The following is a 19,174-nucleotide window of genomic DNA, read 5'->3' on the forward strand; positions in this document are numbered from 1 at the left end:
CATGCGTGCCATCCGTTGCCTGACCCTGCTGCTGGCGCTGTTCGCGCCAGCCGCCTTCGCCGAAGGCCTGTATCAGGTAGAAATGATTCTGGTGCGGCAGAACAGCGTGCCCGCCTTCACCAGCCCGTTTGCCCCTGAAGACTGGAGCGCCGGTGCCCCGCGCCTGGCAAAAGACGCCGAGCGCCGCCTGGCGCTGGAAGACGAAGCCACCCGCCTGGAAGCCACCGCCGACTACACCGTATTGATGCACAAGGCCTGGCAGCAGCAGGTGGGCAGCGAACCCAGCCGCATCGCCCTGGGCGAAGGCGCCGAACAGTTCGGCCACTTCCCAATCGAAGGCAACCTGAGCATCGCTGAAGGCCGCTTCATCTCGGTCGAAGCCAACTTCTGGGTCAACCAGCTGGACGGCAACGGCAGCGTGCTGCAAAGCGAGCAGTTCAGGCAGAACAACAGCAACGTGAAGGGCGGCCAGCTGACCTTCCTCGACGGCGGGCACTTGGCCGTGCTGCTGAAGGTGACACCACCGGGCACGCCGAAAATGCCGGTGATGGACCCGGAGATGATGGAGCAGTAATCCGATGAAGCAAGATGCCGCCGAGATGGTGAACGCTTATCCGAACTGGACCCAATCGTTCAGCAAAGCTGCCCTGCAACGCGGTGAGCGCTATGCCGAGGAAGGCAGGGTCGAACTGGAGGGCTTCTATGGGCCGACCATCACGGCCAATTGCCAAGGGAGTGGCGACAACCACTATCGGCAAAGCATCGAGTTGCACGTAGCCGGCGGCCGTTGCCATGTGCACGGTGAATGCGATTGCCCTGTAGGGCAAAACTGCAAGCATTGCGCCGCTGCACTGTTCTGCATAAGCGACCCTTGGTCCAATCTTGAGGCCACGCAAGCCGACCCGGCAACGTTGTCCGCCGAACTGCAGCACTGGTTGAGCGGCCTGGAGCAGGCCCCGCCCAAGCCCAACGCAACCGAAGACAAACGCGGACGCATGGTGTGCTACCAGCTCAATCTCACCGATGATGCCGGCTGCGCCCTGCTGGTGCGCAAGGGCACGCGAACCGAGGACGGCATACGCTTCAGCCGCGTCCAGTCACTGTACGACTTTCTCTACGAGCCCCCGCGCTTCGTGACGGAAGAAGACACCCGCATTTTGCGCCTGCTCTCGGCCCTGAATCAGGGCGGCGGCCAGGACCGCGGCTATAAACTGAAGGGCCAGGAAGGTGGCGAGTTGTTCCAGCGCGCACTCGAAACCGGGCGCATGTTTTACGATGTCGGCTTCCCACCGCTTCATCAAGGCCCGGTGCGCCATGCCGAGTTTCGCTGGGTACGCCTGGACAACGGAAACTACCGGGGACTGTGGTACAGCGGCGAGGAAATGCTGCGCTGCGTCATCCCGCTGTTGCCCCTTTACTACTTCGATCTGCTGACCAGTGAAGTGGGCAAGGTCGAGCACAGCCTGGATCCGCATGTCGCCGTGCAGCTGACTATTGCCCCCGATGTACCCGAGCACCTGGTCGTACCCCTCAGCCACAAGCTCAATGCCCTCAGCCACAAGGTGCCGACGCCGACGCCAGTGCAGGAGCAGGTGCTCGATCACATCCAGCCCAAGCCCCTTCTTGCGCTCGGCAGCCTTGAATACACCGCCTACATGCCGAAAACCGGTCGCATGCAACGGCAAATGCAACATCGCGCCGCATTGGCATTCAGCTATGACGGTTTGCAGGTCAGCGGCACCGACGAGAAGCCGCTGACCCGACTGGCGGGCAGCACCAGCCAGCGAATTCGCCGACAGCCGCAAGCCGAGCTGGCCCTGCGCAAGGCGTTACGCGACCTGGGCTTCAAACCCGCCACTCGGCAGAGCAAGGCCCTGCCCGACAGTGCCGGCGAAATGTATCAGTTGCCCGACGACGAAGCCTGGCTGCGCTTTGCACGCCAAGGCCTGCCGCAGCTGCGCCAAGCCGGCTGGGACATCGACATACACCGCGACTTCGCCTTCAACCTGCAGGAGGTGGACGACTGGTATGCGAGCATCGACGAGGCACCCGGCCATGAATGGTTTGACCTGGAGCTGGGCATCGTGGTCGATGGCCAGCGTCACAGCCTGCTGCCAATCGTGCTGCAACTGCTGCGCAGCAGCCCGGAAATGCTGCGCCCCAGCGAACTGGCCCGACGCAGTGACGATGAGCACCTGCTGATCGACCTGAACCGCGGCCGCCTGGATGCACCGGCGTTGCGCGTCGCCCTGCCCTACGGCCGCATCAAGGCCGTGATGGGTACCTTGGGCGAGCTGTACCTGCACGAACACACTGCGGGCCCGGCCCTGCGCATGGAGCGCGCCGACGCCGCGCGCCTGAACGACATCGAAGGCCTGCCCCTGCACTGGGAAGGTGGCCAGCACGTGCGCGATCTGGGCCGCCGCCTGCGAGATGCCCGCGACCTGCAAGTGGCCCCACCCGCCGGGCTGCAGGCCAGCTTGCGCCCCTATCAGCAGCAGGGCCTGAACTGGCTGCAGGCACTGCAGGAAATGGGCACCGGGGGCATCCTCGGTGACGACATGGGCCTGGGCAAGACCCTGCAGGCCCTGGCACACCTGCTACTGGAGAAAGAGTCCGGGCGCCTGGAAGCACCAGCCCTGGCGGTCATGCCCACCAGCCTGATACCCAACTGGCTGGACGAAGCCCAGCGCTTTGCCCCCGACCTGCGCGTGCTGGCACTGCATGGGCCGGGTCGCAGCAAGCATTTTGCCAAGCTGCATGAATATGACCTGATTCTGACCACCTATGCCCTGGTGCCACGCGACCTCGAACACCTGCGCGCCCAGGCTTGGCACGTGCTGGTACTGGACGAGGCACAGAACATCAAGAGCAGCACCAGCAAGGCCGCCCTCGCCGTCTGCGAGCTACAGGCCGGCCAGCGCCTGTGCCTGACCGGCACGCCGATGGAAAACAACCTGGGCGAGCTGTGGTCGATCTTCCACTTCCTCATGCCCGGCTGGCTGGGCGATGTCAAACGCTTCAACCAGGACTACCGCACCCCGATCGAACGCCATGGCGACGCTGAGCGGCTGGGCCATCTGGTCACGCGCATCCGCCCGTTCCTGCTGCGCCGCACCAAGGAGCAGGTGGCCACCGAGTTGCCGGCCAAGACCGAGATGGTGCACTGGGTGGAGCTCAGCGACGCCCAGCGCGATACCTACGAGGCCGTGCGGGTGGCCATGGACAAGAAAGTCCGCGACGAGATCGCCCGCAATGGTGCCGCACGCAGCCAGATCGTCATCCTCGACGCGCTACTCAAACTGCGCCAGGTGTGCTGCGACCTGCGCCTGGTAAAAGGGGTAGAAAGCAAAGGCAACCAGGCCGACAAGGGCAAGCTGGGCGCATTGCTGGAAATGCTCGATGAGCTGCTCAGCGAAGGGCGGCGGGTACTGTTGTTCTCGCAGTTCACCTCGATGCTGGCACTGATCCAGCAGGAGCTGGAGAAACGCAAGATCCGCTACAGCCTGCTGACCGGTGACACACGGGACCGGCGCACGCCAGTGCAGCAGTTCCAGCAGGGTGATAGCGAAGTGTTCCTGATCAGCCTCAAGGCCGGTGGCGTGGGCTTGAACCTGACGGCCGCGGACACGGTGATCCACTTCGACCCCTGGTGGAACCCGGCCAGCGAAAACCAGGCCACCGACCGCGCCTACCGCATTGGCCAGGACAAGCCGGTGTTCGTGTTCAAGCTGATTACCCGCGGTACGGTGGAAGAGAAGATCCAGTTGCTGCAGCAGGAAAAAGCGGCGCTGGCGGCCAGCTTGCTGGATGGCGGGCAGGCCGGGCAATGGCGCATGGGCGATGAAGAAATCGAGGCCCTGTTTGCGCCATTGCCAGGCAAGCGCGGGCGGTAACCCAGCATTTTGTACTGCCCATGCCGACCTCTTCGCGGGCATGCCCGCTCCCACAGGGACCGCACCGCTGCCGAGGGCTATGCAGTACCTGTGGGAGCAACTGTCTTCTTGTGGAGGCTGGCTTTGCCGGTGTTCGCGGCTAAAGCCGCTCCGACAGGTACAGCGTTGCCTTGAAGCTGGCGCATCACTTTGGGGCCTTCTGCATTGCCGGGGCTGCTGTGCAGCCCATCGCCGGCAAGCCGGGCTCCCACAAGTACGGTGCCAACCTCAAGCTTTGTGCTGGCCCTGTGGGAGCGGGTTCACCCGCGAAGGGACCACTACAGGTGCAACACAAACCTCAAAACCGGCGCCGCACCTGTGGGAGCGGGTTTACCCGCGAAGAGGCCAGCACAGGCACAACACCGACCTCAAAACCGGCGCTTCACCTGTGGGAGCGGGCATGCCCGCGAAGAGGCCGGCGCAGTCAATCGACCAGCTGAGCTTCCTTCAAAGCCCCCAACGCCTCCAGCCAGCGCGGCTGCTGGCGATAATCGGTGCGCGCAAACCCTTGCCCGCGCATCCGCGCAATCCGCGGCGATGGCTTGACCTTCATGCGCTGCGCCGCACTCAGTGCCAGCTCTGCTGCCGCCCGGTCATTGCACACCAGGCCCATGTCACAGCCCGCGCTCAACGCCGCCTCGATACGGCTGGCCGCATCACCCACCACATGCGCACCGGCCATCGACAGGTCATCACTGAAGATCACCCCGTCAAAGCCCAGCTCGCCGCGCAGGATCTCCTGCAGCCAGCGCCGCGAGAAACCGGCTGGCTGGTTGTCAACCTGCGGGTAAATGACATGCGCCGGCATCACCGCCGCCAGCTGCCCGCTCAGTCGCGTGAACGGCACCAGGTCAGCCTGGCGTAATTGTTCAAGGCTGCGCTCATCGGTAGGAATAGCCACATGCGAGTCAGCCTCGGCCCAGCCATGCCCCGGGAAGTGCTTGCCACAGGCCGCCATGCCAGCCGCGTTCATACCGCGGATGAACGCCCCGGCCAGTTGCGTGGCACGCAGTGGATCACCCTCGAAGGCCCGGCTGCCGACCACGGCGCTGCGCTGATGGTCCAAGTCCAGCACCGGGGCAAAGCTGAGGTCCAGGCCAACCGCCAGCACCTCGGTTGCCATCAGCCAACCGCACTGTTCGGCCAGGTACTCAGCGTTGTCGTTGTCGACCAGCGCACGCATGGCGGGCAGGCGCACAAAACCCTGACGCAGGCGCTGCACGCGGCCGCCTTCCTGGTCTACCGCCAGAATCAGGTCGGGCCGTATGGCGCGGATCGACGCGCACAGCTCGCGCACCTGGCGCGGGCTGTCGATGTTGCGGGCAAAGATGATCAGGCCGGCCACTTCGGGTTGGCGCAGCAAGTGACGGTCTTCGGCGGTCAGCCATTTACCGGCGATATCCACCATCAGGGAGCCTTGCAGGCTGACGGTCATGGGTAATCCTTCATTGAAGACAGAGAGAGGCCCACTGGGGGCAAGCGGCTTGTTCGATGCGCACCGGGCAATGCACCGGCACCCGCTCGAACAGGCTTAGCAAGTCGGTGTTGCGCAGGCGTATGCAGCCATGGGACAACGCTACGCCCATGGGTTCCGTATCCGGCGTGCCGTGCAGGTAGATGTAGCGGCGGAAGGTGTCGACCGCGCCCAGGCGGTTGATACCCGGCTCACAGCCGCTAAGCCAAAGGATGCGAGTGAGTATCCAGTCGCGGCCCGGGTATTGCGCTTGCAATACCGGCGACCACACCTCACCCGTCCAGCGCCGCCCGGCCAGTACTGCAGCAAGCGGCAGGCCCGCGCCAATTTTAGCCCGCACCTGGTGCAGGCCACGCGGTGTGCAGCCCGAGCCATGGCGCTCGCCGGCACCGTTACGCGCCGTGGAAACCGGCAGGCGCACGCGCAGCTGGTCACGGGCAAAGCCATACAGGCATTGGTCGGCGAGGGAAATGTGCAGCAGGTCGAGATCGGGCATGGGCGCTAGCTTAGCCGAAGCGCCCTGCCCCGCCCAGCCTTCAGGCCTTGGCGGTGATGGCGGTAGTCTTGCTGCGTGGACGCAGCTGCGCCGTGGCCATGGCCTCGTCGGTGACGCCGCTGTCGGCACGCATGCCGGCGGCCAGGAACGGTACCATCAGGCGCATCACCTGCTCGATCGAGGTGTTGATGCCGAAGTCAGTTTCGGCAATGGCCCGCAGCGCCTTGATACCGGACATGCTGAAGGCGGCGGCGCCGAGCATGAAGTGCACGCGCCAGAACAGCTCCAGTGGCGGAATACGCGGCGCGGCCTCGTTGACCAGCAGCATGTAGCGGCGGAACACTTTGCCGTACATGTCTTCCAGGTAACGCCGCAGGTGGCCCTGGCTCTGGCTGAAGGCCAGGCCCAAAAGGCGCATGAAGATCGACAGGTCGTTGTTGCTGCGCGGTTGCACGGCCAACGCCTGCTCCACCAGCATCTCCAGCAGCTCTTCAAGGGTGGGCTTGTGCTCCGGCTTGGCCTGGCGACGCTCCAGCTCGCGCTCGAGGCTGGCGCAGAACGGGCCGAGGAAGCGCGAGAACACCGCCTGGATCAACGCCTTTTTAGAGCCGAAGTGGTAGTTGACGGCCGCCAGGTTGACCCCGGCCTTGCTGGTAATCAGCCGCAACGAGGTCTCGGCGAACCCCCTTTCCGCGAACAGCTGCTCGGCAGCATCGAGAATGCGTTCAACGGTTTCCGATTGGGCCATGACTACTCCGCGTACTCCGCCAGACAAACAGGTGTTTGAAACATACGTTTCAGCCCCGCTTCTGTCAAGGCTCGGTGACCGGGCGGTCGCCATTTAAAAGCCCCAGACGGCAGGCTGCAAGCGCCACCGCCAGGTTTATTGCGCCTTTTGGCTTGCAGCGCATCCAGTACTGTATATAATCCCAGTCACTGTACAAAAAGACAGAGCGCTCACCATGTTGAAACTGACGCCACGCCAAGCCGAAATTCTCGCGTTCATCAAGCGCTGCCTCGAAGACAACGGCTTCCCGCCGACACGTGCCGAGATCGCTCAGGAGCTGGGCTTCAAGTCGCCCAACGCCGCCGAGGAGCACCTCAAGGCCCTCGCCCGCAAGGGTGCGATCGAGATGACCCCGGGCGCCTCCCGCGGCATCCGCATCCCCGGCCTGGAAACCAAGGCAGAAGAAACCGGCCTGCCAATCATCGGCCGGGTGGCTGCCGGCGCGCCGATCCTTGCCGAACAGCACATTGAGCAATCCTGCAATATCAACCCTGCCTTCTTCCACCCCCAGGCCGATTATTTGTTGCGCGTCCACGGCATGAGCATGAAGGACGTCGGCATCTTCGACGGCGACCTGCTGGCAGTACACACCTGCCGCGAAGCCCGCAACGGTCAGATTGTCGTGGCCCGCATCGGCGACGAAGTCACCGTCAAGCGCTTCAAGCGTGAAGGCAGCAAGGTCTGGCTGCTTGCCGAAAACCCCGAATTCGCCCCCATCGAAGTTGACCTGAAAGAACAGGAACTGGTGATTGAGGGTTTGAGCGTCGGCGTCATTCGCCGCTGATCCAGGAGGCGTCATGCAGCAGTTCATTCACGCACCCGAGCAAGCCCAGTTGCCCCTGTTCGAAGCATTCCTCGCCCAGCCCGTACTACCGGGCCTGAAAGCCAGCGAACTGGCGCGCAAGAGCAACCAGCCCGAACTGTTCAGCGAATTGGCGCTGCGCGGCGCCCCTGGGCACTGCCAAAGCCTGCTGGCACCGGTACTGCGCGAGCTGAGCGAAGAGGATGAGGCCCGTTGGCTGACCCTGATCGCCCCGCCGTCGAGCCTGACCCAGGCCTGGCTGCGCGATGCCGGCCTCAACCGTGAACGCATCCTGCTGCTGCAGCCTCGTGGCAACCAAACCCCGCTGCAACTGGCCTGCGAAGCCTTGCGCCTGGGCCTTAGCCACACGGTGGTCAGTTGGCTGGGCAACGTCAACGCCACTGCACGCCAGCAATTGCTGCGCGCCGCCAGTGTCGGAAACGCACAAAGCCTGAACATCCGCCTTGGCTGATGCTCAGGCTTTGCCTGTCATTTGAAGAAACCTGCTGCCCTGCTGCACCTTCAGTGCAGCACGCGCGGCCCTTCATCACGCTCGAGCTCGCCATCCATCAGGCGCCCGGCCATCTGCACGCCAACACTGAGCATGGCCTTGGCCACTTCTACATGCTGGCCCTGCAGGAACACCTTGGCGTCTTCCGAGAAATCCAGGGTTACCAGAGAGCCCTCATCCTCGGCGCGACGCAGTTCGATGCGGCCATCAGGCAACTCGACAATTTCCAGAAAAGACGTAGACATAAATGGCAGTTCTCCGCGAAAGGCCAGCATTGTACCAGCCGTAACAGCTATCAGCACTCACTCAACGCGTCGCGGAAACGTCTCACCAGGCCCTTGAGGTTGTTGCGCCAGCTTTCCAGCTCGACACGCGACAGCGCAGCAGGCTCGCGCTCATCGAGATTGACGGCCTGGATCAGTGGCTGTGTGACGTCGGTTTTCGGCGCTTTCCTGGCGACCGGTGGTCGGAACAAATCGGCATAAGCACTGAGCATTTGCGCCAGCCACGTTTCACGCTGGCGGGCCAGCTCAAGCAGCTCGGCCACTTCCGGTATGGCGATGCCGTTCAGCGCGTCGTCGGCCAGCGCCTGCTCAACCGTTGCGACAACCGGCAGGCGGTAGAAGGCTCCGATTTCATGGCATAGGCCCAGCAGCGCGCCATACAGGTGGAACAGCGTCGACTCGCGCTCAGCCTGAACCAGGCCCTGGGCGTTCATGGCCTGGCTTTGTTCAGCCTTGGCCATGGACTCGAGGGCGAGGCCGGCGAAGAACAGTTTCTGGTTGGTGCGGGTGTAGGTTTCCTGGGCCATTTCTGGGCCCTCCCATCAGGCTGCAAGGCGGATACATGCATCATAAATGATTAGGGCCGCTTTGCGCCCCTTCGCAGCACAAGGCCGCTCCTACAAGGAATCGCGTTCTCTTGCAGGAGCGGCCTTGTGCCGCGAAGGGGCGCGCAGCGGCCCCAATTACAACGCTGTCAGATCAGCGCTTGTCTTCAACCTTCCAGGCATTGCCGTCGTAGAAGGCCTTCCAGCCGGTCGGCTTGCCATCGACCTCGGACTGCACGTACTGCTCCTTGGTCTTGCGGCTGTAGCGGATAACCGCCGGGCGGCCTTCCGGGTCTTTCTGCGGCGCATCGCACAGGAAGTGGTACTTCGGATCGATCTCATGCTTGTGCGGCACGATTTCAAGCACCAGCGGCGCACGGGTTTCGCGGTTTTTCGGGAACTGGCTGGCGGCCAGGAACAACCCCGAAGCACCGTCACGCAGCACGTAAGTGTCGTCGACCTTCTCGCACTTGAGCTCCGGCATGTCCACCTTGTCCATCTTCGGTGGCGCGGCCTCGCCGCTCTTGAGCAGCTTGCGGGTGTTCTTGCACGCCGGGTTGGTGCAGCCGAAGAACTTGCCAAAACGGCCGGTCTTCAACTGCATCTCGCTGCCACACTTGTCGCACTCCAGGCTCGGCCCTTCGTAACCCTTGATGCGGTAGCTGCCCTCTTCGATCTCGTAGCCAACGCAATCGGGGTTGTTACCGCAAATGTGCAGCTTGTGCTTCTCATCCAGCAGGTAGGCATCCATCGCTGTCGCGCAGATCGGGCAACGGTGCTTGCCCAGCAGCACGCGGGATTCCGATTCACCCTCGTCATCAGCGGCAATCTCATCACCCGGCACCAGGTTGACGGTGGCCTTGCAGCGCTCTTTTGGCGGCAGGCTGTAACCCGAGCAACCCAGGAAAACACCCGTGGAAGCGGTGCGGATCATCATCGGCCGGCCACATTCCTTGCACGGAATGTTGGTCATGGTCGGCTGGTTGGCGCGCATGCCGCCTTCGCTGGACTCGGCCGTCTGCAGCTTCTTGCTGAAGTCGCCGTAGAACTCGTCGAGCACGTTCTTCCAGTCACGCTCGCCCTGGGCCACGTCGTCGAGGTTCTCCTCCATGTCGGCGGTAAAGCCGTAGTCCATCAGGTTGGAGAAGCTTTCGGACAGGCGCTCGGTAACGATGTCGCCCATTTTCTCGGAATAGAAACGGCGGTTGTGCAAGGTCACATAGCCACGGTCCTGAATGGTCGAGATGATCGCCGCATAGGTCGACGGGCGACCAATGCCGCGCTTTTCCATTTCCTTGACCAGGCTGGCTTCAGTGAAGCGCGCCGGTGGCTTGGTGAAGTGCTGGCTCGGGTCGATCTGAATCAGCTTCAGCGCTTCGCCCTGGACCATCTCGGGCAGCACGTCGTCTTCGCCCGGCTTGCTCTGTTGCGGCAGCACGCGGGTATAACCGTCGAACTTGAGGATACGGCCCTTGGCACGCAGCTCGAAGTCGCCAGCAGCCACGGTGACGCTGGTGGACAGGTACTGCGCAGGCGGCATCTGGCAGGCAAGGAACTGGCGCCAGATCAGCTCGTACAGGCGCTCGGCGTCGCGCTCCATGCCACTGAGCTTGGTCGGGTGGGTATTCACATCGGAAGGACGAATCGCTTCGTGCGCTTCCTGGGCCCCTTCCTTGCTGCCGTACACCAGCGGCGCCTCCGGCAGGTACTGTTTGCCGAATTCGCGCTCGATGTAGCTGCGCGCCATGTCCAGAGCGTCGACCGACAGGTTGGTCGAGTCGGTACGCATGTACGTGATGTAGCCGGCTTCGTACAAGCGCTGGGCCATCATCATGGTTTTTTTCACCCCGAAGCCCAAGCGGTTACTGGCCGCCTGCTGCAGGGTAGAGGTAATGAACGGCGCCGACGGCTTGCTGCTGGTCGGGCGGTCTTCACGCTTGACCACGCTGTAGCTGGAAGCCTTGAGCTTTTCCAGCGCGGCCATGGCCTGGGCTTCGTTCAGCGGCTTGAAGGCCTCGCCCTTCTCGCGCGCCACCTCGAAACGCACCTTGGCGTTCTTGGCGGTACCGAGGTCGGCGTGGATCTCCCAGTACTCTTCCGGGATGAATGCGCGGATTTCACGCTCGCGCTCCACCACCAGCTTCACCGCGACCGACTGCACACGGCCAGCAGACAGGCCGCGGGCAATCTTGGCCCACAACAGCGGCGAAACCATATAGCCGACCACACGGTCGAGGAAGCGCCGCGCCTGCTGGGCGTTGACCCGGTCGATGTCCAGCTCGCCCGGCTGCGAAAAGGCTTCCTGGATCGCCTTCTTGGTAATTTCGTTGAACACCACGCGCTTGTAGCGGGTGTCGTCACCACCGATGGCCTCGCGCAGGTGCCAGGCAATGGCTTCCCCTTCGCGGTCCAAGTCGGTTGCGAGATAGATGGTGTCGGCATCTTTGGCCAGGCGACGCAGTTCTTCGATCACCTTTTCCTTGCCAGGCAGGATCTCGTACTTGGCCTTCCAGCCGTGATCCGGGTCGACGCCCATGCGTGCCACCAACTGGCGGCGGGCCTTATCTTTCGGCGACAGGGCCGGAGCCTCACCCGCGGCCTTGCCACGCTTGGCGGCTGGCTCTTTGCTTGCGCTGGCCGAACCGCTGGTGGGGAGGTCTCGGATATGGCCGATACTCGACTTCACCACGTACTGGTTGCCCAGGTACTTGTTGATGGTCTTGGCCTTGGCCGGGGATTCCACAATGACCAGCGATTTGCCCATGGATCGGAGTATTCCTGAATCTGAAAATGAAAAACGCGTCAGGTACCAAACGCGGCACCGCTATATATAGTGGCAAAAGTGTGAGGTCAAGCTCGGCTGATCACTCGTGCGACTTGCCCAGCAACCCAGGCAGCCCTTCTTCGGCCTTGACCAAAGCAAAGCGTGGCACCTGCTCGCCGTCAACCTCGACAGACTCCTGGAACATCAAAAGGGGGCGCACCCAGAAGCTGTAATCACCATACAGGCATTGGTAGAACACCATCCACTCTTCGTTCTCGGAGTGCCGCGCAACGCTGAAGACACGGTACTCAGGCCCTTTGTAATGCCGGTATACGCCTGGTTGTATCTGCATGTTGCCCACCCTCTTGAATAAACCTGTAAAAACAAAACCGGGGCACAAGGCCCCGGTTGCTATCCCGCAACGCGATCAGACGCGTTCGAAGACCGTGGTGATACCTTGGCCGAGGCCGACGCACATGGTCGCCACCCCCAGCGTACCGCCATTCTGCTTCATGACGTTGAGCAGGGTGCCCGAAATCCGTGCCCCGGAGCAACCGAACGGGTGGCCCAAAGCGATGGCGCCGCCGTGCAGGTTAACCTTCTCATCCATCTTGTCGAGCACTTTCAAGTCTTTCAGCACCGGCAAGGCCTGTGCAGCAAAGGCTTCGTTGAGCTCGATGAAGTCGATGTCAGCCATGGTCAGCCCGGCGCGCTTGAGCGCTTTCTGGGTCGACGGCACAGGGCCATAACCCATGATCGCCGGATCGACACCAGCCACCGCCATCGAACGGATTACCGCCAATGGCTGGATACCCAGGTCCATCGCGCGCTGGCCGGACATGACGATCATGCACGAAGCGCCGTCGGTGATCTGCGACGAGGTACCGGCAGTGACAGTACCGCCTTTCGGGTTGAACGCGGGCTTGAGCGACGCCAGGCCTTCGAGGGTGGTTTCCGGGCGAATGGTTTCGTCGAAATCGAACACCTTCAGGAAGCCGTTCTCGTCATAGCCCTGCATCGGGATGATCTCGTCCTTGAACTTGCCTTCGACCGTGGCCTTGTGGGCCAGCTGGTGCGAACGCACGCCGAACAGGTCCTGCTGCTCACGGGTGATGCCGTGCATCTTGCCGAGCATTTCTGCAGTCAGGCCCATCATCCCGGAAGCCTTGGCAGCATGCAAGGACAGGTGCGGGTTAGGGTCGACGCCGTGCATCATGCTGACGTGGCCCATGTGTTCCACGCCACCGACCACGAACACATCGCCGTTACCGGTCATGATCGCCTGGGCAGCGGTGTGCAAGGCGCTCATCGAAGAGCCGCACAGGCGGCTGACGGTCTGCGCTGCAGACGTGTGCGGGATCTGGGTCATCAGCGACGCCATACGGGCAATGTTCCAGCCCTGCTCCAGGGTCTGGTTGACGCAGCCCCAGATCACGTCCTCGACTTCTTTCGGGTCGACCTTGCCGTTGCGTTCCAGCAGCTTGCTGATCAGGTGCGCCGACATGTCTTCGGCGCGGGTATTGCGGTGCATGCCACCCTTGGAGCGGCCCATTGGCGTGCGACCGAAGTCGACAATCACCACGTCTCTTGGATTCAGGCTCATATCAAATTTCTCGCTCTAGCTCGTTGACCGCTCAGTTGAAGAAGCGCTGGCCATTCTTGGCCATTTCACGCAGCTTCGCAGTCGGGTGGTACAGCGGCCCCAGGTCGGCGTACTGATCGGCCAGGGCGACGAATTCGGCCACACCGATCGAGTCGATGTAGCGCAGCGCACCACCGCGGAAAGGAGGGAAACCAATGCCATAGACCAGGCCCATGTCGGCTTCGGCGGCGGTTTCGACAATGCCGTCTTCCAGGCAGCGCACGGTCTCGAGGCACAGCGGGACCATCATCCAATTGATGATGTCTTCGTCGGTGACTTCACGCTGCTCGAACACGATCGGCTTGAGCACGTCGAGCACGGTGGCGTCGAAGACCTTCTTCGGCTTGCCGCGCTTGTCGGTTTCGTAGGCGTAGAAGCCCTTGCCGTTCTTCTGGCCCAGGCGCTTGGCCTCGTACAGCGCGTCGACGGCCGAGCGGCGCTCGTCCTTCATGCGGTCCGGGAAGCCTTCGGCCATCACGTCGCGGCCGTGGTGGCCGGTGTCGATGCCAACCACGTCCATCAGGTAGGCCGGGCCCATCGGCCAGCCGAACTTTTCCATGACCTTGTCGATGCGCACGAAGTCGACACCGGCACTGACCAGCTTGGCAAAGCCGCCGAAATACGGGAACAGCACGCGGTTGACCAAAAAGCCCGGGCAATCGTTGACCACGATCGGGTTCTTGCCCATTTTCTTGGCGTAGGCCACGGTGGTGGCGACCGCCACTTCACTGGACTTCTCGCCACGGATGACTTCCACCAGCGGCATCATGTGCACCGGGTTGAAGAAGTGCATGCCGACGAAGTTTTCCGGGCGCTTGAGCGCTTTTGCCAGCAGGTTGATGGAGATGGTCGAGGTGTTGGAGGCCAGGATCGCATCTTCCTTCACCTGGCCTTCGACTTCAGCCAGCACGGCCTGCTTCACTTTCGGGTTCTCGACCACAGCCTCGACGACGATGTCGACATTGGCGAAATCGCCATAGGACAGGGTCGGGCGAATGGCGTTGAGTGCCTCGGCCATCTTGGCCGGGGTCAGGCGGCCCTTGTCGACGCGGTTGCCGAGCAGCTTGGAGGCCTCGTTCAGGCCCAGCTGGATGGCTTCCTCGCGAATGTCCTTCATCAGGATCGGGGTGCCCTTGACCGCCGACTGGTAAGCGATGCCGCCACCCATGATACCGGCGCCGAGCACGGCGGCCTGCTTCACGTCATGGGCGATTTCGTCATGCGCCTTGGCCTTGCGCTTGAGCTCCTGGTCGTTCAGGAACAGGCCGATCAGGCTTTCGGCAACCGACGTCTTGGCCAGCTTGGCAAAGCCTGCGGCTTCGACTTCCAGGGCCTTGTCGCGGCCGAAGTTGGCGGCTTTCTGGATGGTCTTGATGGCTTCGACCGGGGCCGGATAGTTCGGGCCGGCCTGGCCGGCGACGAAGCCCTTGGCGGTCTCGAAGGCCATCATCTGCTCGATGGCATTGAGCTTGAGCTTTTCCAGCTTTGGCTGACGCTTGGCCTTGTAGTCCAGCTCACCACTGATGGCACGCTTGATCAGGTCCAAGGCACCGGCCTGCAGCAAATCAGGGGCGACCACGGCGTCGACGGCACCCACTTTCAGGGCGTCTTCGGCACGGTTTTCCTTGCCGGAGGCGATCCACTCGATAGCGTTGTCCGAACCGATCAGGCGCGGCAGGCGCACGGTGCCGCCAAAGCCGGGGTAGATGCCCAGCTTGACTTCCGGCAGGCCGATCTTGGCGCTGCTGGACATGACCCGGTAGTCGGCGGCCAGGCACATTTCCAGGCCGCCGCCCAGGGCGATGCCGTTGATGGCAGCAACGGTCGGCACTTCGAGGTCTTCGAAGGCGCTGAAGATGCGGTTGGCTTCCAGGTTGCCGGCGACCAGTTCGGCCTCGGGCAGCTTGAAGTTGTCGACGAACTCGGTGATGTCGGCGCCGACGATGAACACGTCCTTGCCACTGCTGACGATCACGCCCTTGACCGAAGCATCGGCCTGGATGGCGTCGACGGCCTGGCGAAGCTCGTTCAGGGTCAGGCGGTTGAACTTGTTGACGGACTCACCCTTGAGGTCGAACTTGAGCTCGACGATGCCACTTTCAAGAGCCTTAACCGTGATGGCTTTACCTTCGTAAATCATCAACTGATCTCCACGATATGGAAGCTGAACTGTACACGCCGATCGCTGCAGCAGAAGCAGGCCTAGCTGCCCTGCCCCAGGCACACCCGTCAGCGCGCTAGTCGGAAGTATGGCTTGGCGTCATGACATACAAACGCTCAATTCATACGCCCGTTTGATTTGGGTGTGCACACATTCTCCGAAAAGATCGGCGTTGTCAAATGCTCACGAGCACGGCGAAAACGCGACTTTCCAGTCACTTTGTATCGTCCGGGTACAAAACATGATGACAGTGATCGCCGACCATTCATGTCAGCGATTGACCACGCTCAATTGAACAGTGCTGCATCTTTCGGCTTGCGCGGCAACCCAAGGCGGCTACACTGGCACTTGCTTGAGTGAATACCCGGCCTGCCTGGCCTTTTCTGCGCAGCAGAACGCAAAGCGGCGACTTGGCACCCCACCCCTTCAGGGTTCTGCCAAGCCGCCGCTTTGTCGTTTAAAGCTACTGAAACCGCCGCATTCCCTGTGGGAGCGGGCGTGCCCGCGAAGAATTGCCCGCGGTCGCTGGCACCGGCTACGCCGATGTTCGCGGGCCTGCCCGCTCCCACAGTGGTCGGTGACAAGCCATCCTGATCGGTGGGCCGTCAGGCCAGGGTTTCGAGGACGTAGGCAACATCCTGCAACACAGCCGTATCGCCCCGTTCAGTCCAGTACAGGGCGATCATCCGCGCATCGGCTTCGACCTTGTAGACGCTCGCCGGCAAGCGCGCCAGAGGCTCAATGAAGCGTGGATCTTCGCAGGGCTCACGCCACTGGTTCCACCACACCCCCGGGCTGATCTGCCAGAAGCTGAAGCTGTCTTCATGCCCCCGACGGCGTGCCCGATGGTACTGCGGGCAAGGGCTTGGCGGCTCCTTTTCGAGCCAGTGCGGCCACTGCTGCGGCGCCAGCTGCATACCCAGCCCCATTCGCCGTGCCTCCAGGCGCAGCTTCATCTGCTCGCTCTGCTTGCGCGAGCCGCGCAGCCAGGAAAGCGGGCTGAGAATCAGCGCAAGGATTGACACCACCAGCAATACCGTCATATCAGTAGTTCCCATAAAGCGTTGCAAATGAGCTGGTTAGCCATTTCACGGAAGACCCGCCCGAAAGCGACCATACTTCTTCTATCGCGATTGTCAGGAGTACCGCTCATGTCCTACGAACATCTTCTGGTCGCCGTCGACCTGACCGAAGAATGCGACCCGGTGATCAAGCGCGCCATGGCGCTGGCCAAACCTTCGAATGCCAAGGTTTCGCTGGTGCACATCGTCGAGCCGATGGCCATGGCATTCGGCGGTGACGTACCCATGGACCTGTCGCAACTGCAACAGCAACAGTTCGACCAGGCCAAGGAGCGCATGGACCGCCTGTTCAACAAATACCCCGACATCCAGCGCGGCGATTCGCACCTGACCTACGGCCAACCGCGCCAGGAAATCCACCAACTGGCCAAGGACCAGAGGTGCGACCTGATCGTGGTCGGCAGCCATGGCCGCCATGGCCTGGCGTTGCTGCTGGGCTCCACGGCCAATGACGTGCTGCACGGCGCACCGTGCGATGTACTGGCGGTGCGGTTGCAGAAGAAGACTGATTAAACCTGCCCCGGCCCTATCGCCGGCAAGCCAGCTCCCACAGGGGTACCACAAGGCTTGAAACCTGTGGCGTACCTGTGGGAGCTGGCTTGCCGGCGATAGGGCCAGTTCAGGCTGACGCCGATCAGCCTTCCAGCTCGGCCCAGCGCTCTACCAACGCATCCAGCTCACCTTGCAGCTTCTCGATCTTTGCAAGCACTGCCGAAGTTTCCGCGATCGGCCGCTGGTAGAAGCCCGCCGCATTCACTTCTTCCTGAGCCTCAGCCATGCGCTGCTCAACTTCGTCGATCTGCCCTGGCAGCATCTCCAGTTCACGCTGCAGCTTGTAACTGAGCTTTTTCTTCGACGCCTCTTCCGCCACCGGCGCAGCCACTGGCGCGGGTTTGTCCTCGACTTTCTCCACGACCGCGCTGTTGAGTTCGGACTTGCCGCCCTTGCTCTCGGTCACGCCCAGCAGCTTTGGCGAGCCACCTTGGCGAATCCAGTCCTCGTAGCCGCCCACGTACTCACGCACCTTGCCCTCGCCTTCGAACACCAGGGTGCTGGTGACGACGTTGTCGAGGAAGGCCCGGTCGTGGCTGACCATCAGCACAGTGCCCTTGTAGTTGGACAGTACTTCTTCGAGCAGCTCGAGGGTTTCCACGTCCAGGTCGTTGGTCGGTTCGTCGAGCACCAGCAGGTTGGCCGGTTTGCTGAACAGCTTGGCCAGCAGCAGGCGCGCACGCTCGCCACCCGACAATGCCTTGACCGGCGTGCGGGCACGCTGAGGGCTGAACAGGAAGTCGCCCAGGTAGCTCAGCACGTGGCGGTTCTGGCCGTCGATCTCGATGAAGTCACGGCCTTCGGCCAGGTTGTCGATCACGGTCTTTTCCAGCTCAAGCTGGTGGCGCATCTGGTCGAAGTAGGCCACTTCCAGCTTGGTGCCCCGCTCGACCTTGCCCGAAGTGGGCTCCAGGCCGCCAAGCATCAGCTTGAGCAAGGTGGTCTTGCCGGTGCCGTTGGCGCCCAGCAGGCCGATACGGTCCTGGCGCTGCAGGACCATGGAAAAGTCCTTGACCAGCATTGGCCCGCCGGCGTGATGGAAGCTGACGTTTTCCAGCACCATCACCTGCTTGCCGGATTTTTCTGCCGACTCGATCTGGATGTTGGCCTTGCCCTGGCGTTCGCGGCGCTCGCCACGCTCCACGCGCAAGGCTTTCAGCGCCCGCACGCGGCCTTCGTTACGGGTGCGGCGGGCCTTGATGCCCTGGCGGATCCACACCTCTTCCTGGGCCAGGCGTTTGTCGAACAGCGCGTTGGCGGTTTCTTCGGCGGCCAGTGCGGCCTCCTTGTGCACCAGGAAGCTGGCGTAGTCACCGTTCCAGTCGATCAGGCCGCCGCGGTCCAGTTCAAGGATGCGGGTGGCCAGGTTCTGCAGGAAGGACCGGTCGTGGGTGATGAACAGCACCGCACCGTTGAAACTGCGCAGTGCCTCTTCGAGCCAGGCAATGGCACCGATGTCCAGGTGGTTGGTCGGCTCGTCGAGCAGCAGCAGGTCGGGCTCGGACACCAGCGCCTGGGCCAGCAGCACACGCCGGCGCCAGCCACCGGACAGCTCGGCCAGGGTCTTGTCGGCTGGCAACTGCAGGCGGCTAAGGGTGCTCTCCACCACTTGCTGCAGGCGCCAGCCATCACGGGCTTCCAACTCGTGCTGGACGTGCATGAGTTTTTCCAGGTCTTCGTCGTTCTGGATATTCATGCTCAGGTGGTGGAACTGCGCCAGCAGCTCGCCGACGCCATCCAGGCCTGCGGCCACCACATCGAACACCGTGCGCTCGTCCGCCACCGGCAGCTCCTGCGGCAGCTCGCCGATCTTCAGGCCCGGGGCACGCCAGACTTCACCGTCGTCACCCTTCTGCTCGCCCTTGACCAGGCGCAGCATGCTGGACTTGCCAGTACCGTTGCGGCCGATGATGCACACCCGCTCACCACGAGCGATCTGCCAGGACACTTTGTCCAGCAGCGGCATGGCGCCGAATGCGAGGGACACATCGCTGAATTTGAGCAGGGTCATGTTGGTCTCCATAAATCGGGCGCGCATTCTACCTGACTTGGCCCTCGACAGCATCCGCCTCGCCACCCGACGAGGGCTTTGCGACATCTGGTCGAAGTTAATATCCCGATACAAGCACAGTGCTTTCA

Annotated in this window: 16 protein-coding genes; 5 read left to right on the top strand and 11 right to left on the bottom strand. The window is 62.6% G+C overall.

Annotated features, from left to right (window positions below; all coding sequences use genetic code 11):
- The first annotated feature begins 1 nt into the window (after position 1).
- Together N805_RS14055 and N805_RS14060 are read left to right on the top strand one after the other, a co-directional pair.
- Complete coding sequence (locus tag N805_RS14055; protein ID WP_019472119.1) at positions 2-574, top strand: CsiV family protein; 573 nt, start codon at positions 2-4, stop codon at positions 572-574.
- Between the two features lie 4 nt (positions 575-578).
- Complete coding sequence (locus N805_RS14060) at positions 579-3,896, top strand: DEAD/DEAH box helicase (protein ID WP_019472120.1); 3,318 nt, start codon at positions 579-581, stop codon at positions 3,894-3,896.
- A gap of 463 nt (positions 3,897-4,359) precedes the next feature.
- Here N805_RS14060 and nagZ read toward each other — a convergent pair whose 3' ends face one another.
- Genes nagZ through N805_RS14075 form a run of 3 tightly spaced genes read right to left on the bottom strand, consistent with a single transcriptional unit; the run spans position 4,360 to position 6,653 of the window.
- The gene (gene nagZ / locus N805_RS14065) at positions 4,360-5,358 is read right to left on the bottom strand and encodes a beta-N-acetylhexosaminidase (RefSeq protein ID WP_177313736.1); all 999 of its coding nucleotides are present in this window, start codon (positions 5,356-5,358) and stop codon (positions 4,360-4,362) included.
- 22 nt (positions 5,359-5,380) lie between these two features.
- Positions 5,381-5,905, bottom strand: coding sequence for a L,D-transpeptidase (locus N805_RS14070; protein WP_019470229.1), 525 nt, complete (start codon positions 5,903-5,905; stop codon positions 5,381-5,383).
- 40 nt (positions 5,906-5,945) lie between these two features.
- On the bottom strand, positions 5,946-6,653 hold the full coding sequence (locus N805_RS14075) for a TetR/AcrR family transcriptional regulator (protein WP_019470228.1): 708 nt from the start codon (positions 6,651-6,653) through the stop codon (positions 5,946-5,948).
- A gap of 214 nt (positions 6,654-6,867) precedes the next feature.
- Between N805_RS14075 and lexA the strand changes: the two genes are divergently transcribed.
- A complete protein-coding gene (lexA, locus tag N805_RS14080) occupies positions 6,868-7,476 on the top strand; it encodes a transcriptional repressor LexA (RefSeq protein WP_019470227.1) in 609 nt (202 codons plus the stop codon).
- Between the two features lie 13 nt (positions 7,477-7,489).
- Positions 7,490-7,966, top strand: coding sequence for an SOS-induced cell division inhibitor SulA (gene sulA / locus N805_RS14085; protein ID WP_019470226.1), 477 nt, complete (start codon positions 7,490-7,492; stop codon positions 7,964-7,966).
- A 50-nt stretch (positions 7,967-8,016) separates the two neighbouring features.
- On the opposite strand, the gene N805_RS14090 is transcribed toward sulA, so the two are convergent.
- From N805_RS14090 to N805_RS14120, 7 genes are all read right to left on the bottom strand, one after another.
- Positions 8,017-8,250 (bottom strand): hypothetical protein, encoded by a 234-nt coding sequence (locus N805_RS14090; RefSeq protein WP_003248777.1) that lies wholly within the window; start codon positions 8,248-8,250, stop codon positions 8,017-8,019.
- A gap of 50 nt (positions 8,251-8,300) precedes the next feature.
- Positions 8,301-8,816: a DUF6586 family protein gene (locus tag N805_RS14095; RefSeq protein WP_019470224.1), complete on the bottom strand. Its 516-nt coding sequence runs from the start codon at positions 8,814-8,816 to the stop codon at positions 8,301-8,303.
- Between the two features lie 172 nt (positions 8,817-8,988).
- The gene (topA, locus tag N805_RS14100) at positions 8,989-11,598 is read right to left on the bottom strand and encodes a type I DNA topoisomerase (protein WP_019470223.1); all 2,610 of its coding nucleotides are present in this window, start codon (positions 11,596-11,598) and stop codon (positions 8,989-8,991) included.
- 100 nt (positions 11,599-11,698) lie between these two features.
- On the bottom strand, positions 11,699-11,950 hold the full coding sequence (locus tag N805_RS14105) for a DUF1653 domain-containing protein (RefSeq protein ID WP_016485639.1): 252 nt from the start codon (positions 11,948-11,950) through the stop codon (positions 11,699-11,701).
- Between the two features lie 75 nt (positions 11,951-12,025).
- On the bottom strand, positions 12,026-13,201 hold the full coding sequence (gene fadA, locus N805_RS14110) for an acetyl-CoA C-acyltransferase FadA (RefSeq protein WP_012271343.1): 1,176 nt from the start codon (positions 13,199-13,201) through the stop codon (positions 12,026-12,028).
- 31 nt (positions 13,202-13,232) lie between these two features.
- On the bottom strand, positions 13,233-15,380 hold the full coding sequence (gene fadB / locus N805_RS14115; RefSeq protein ID WP_019470222.1) for a fatty acid oxidation complex subunit alpha FadB: 2,148 nt from the start codon (positions 15,378-15,380) through the stop codon (positions 13,233-13,235).
- A gap of 626 nt (positions 15,381-16,006) precedes the next feature.
- Entirely contained in the window at positions 16,007-16,444 is a 438-nt protein-coding gene (locus N805_RS14120; RefSeq protein ID WP_016500747.1) for a hypothetical protein, read from the bottom strand.
- A 108-nt stretch (positions 16,445-16,552) separates the two neighbouring features.
- Here N805_RS14120 and N805_RS14125 point away from each other — a divergent pair, with 108 nt between their 5' ends.
- Positions 16,553-16,996 (top strand): universal stress protein, encoded by a 444-nt coding sequence (locus N805_RS14125; RefSeq protein WP_019470221.1) that lies wholly within the window; start codon positions 16,553-16,555, stop codon positions 16,994-16,996.
- Positions 16,997-17,117: 121 nt separating this feature from the next.
- Here the strand turns inward: N805_RS14125 and N805_RS14130 are convergent, their stop codons facing one another.
- Positions 17,118-19,046: an ATP-binding cassette domain-containing protein gene (locus N805_RS14130; RefSeq protein WP_028614036.1), complete on the bottom strand. Its 1,929-nt coding sequence runs from the start codon at positions 19,044-19,046 to the stop codon at positions 17,118-17,120.
- Between the last annotated feature and the right edge of the window lie 128 nt (positions 19,047-19,174).

Source organism: Pseudomonas putida S13.1.2, assembly GCF_000498395.2.
Classification (GTDB): domain Bacteria; phylum Pseudomonadota; class Gammaproteobacteria; order Pseudomonadales; family Pseudomonadaceae; genus Aquipseudomonas; species Aquipseudomonas putida_Q.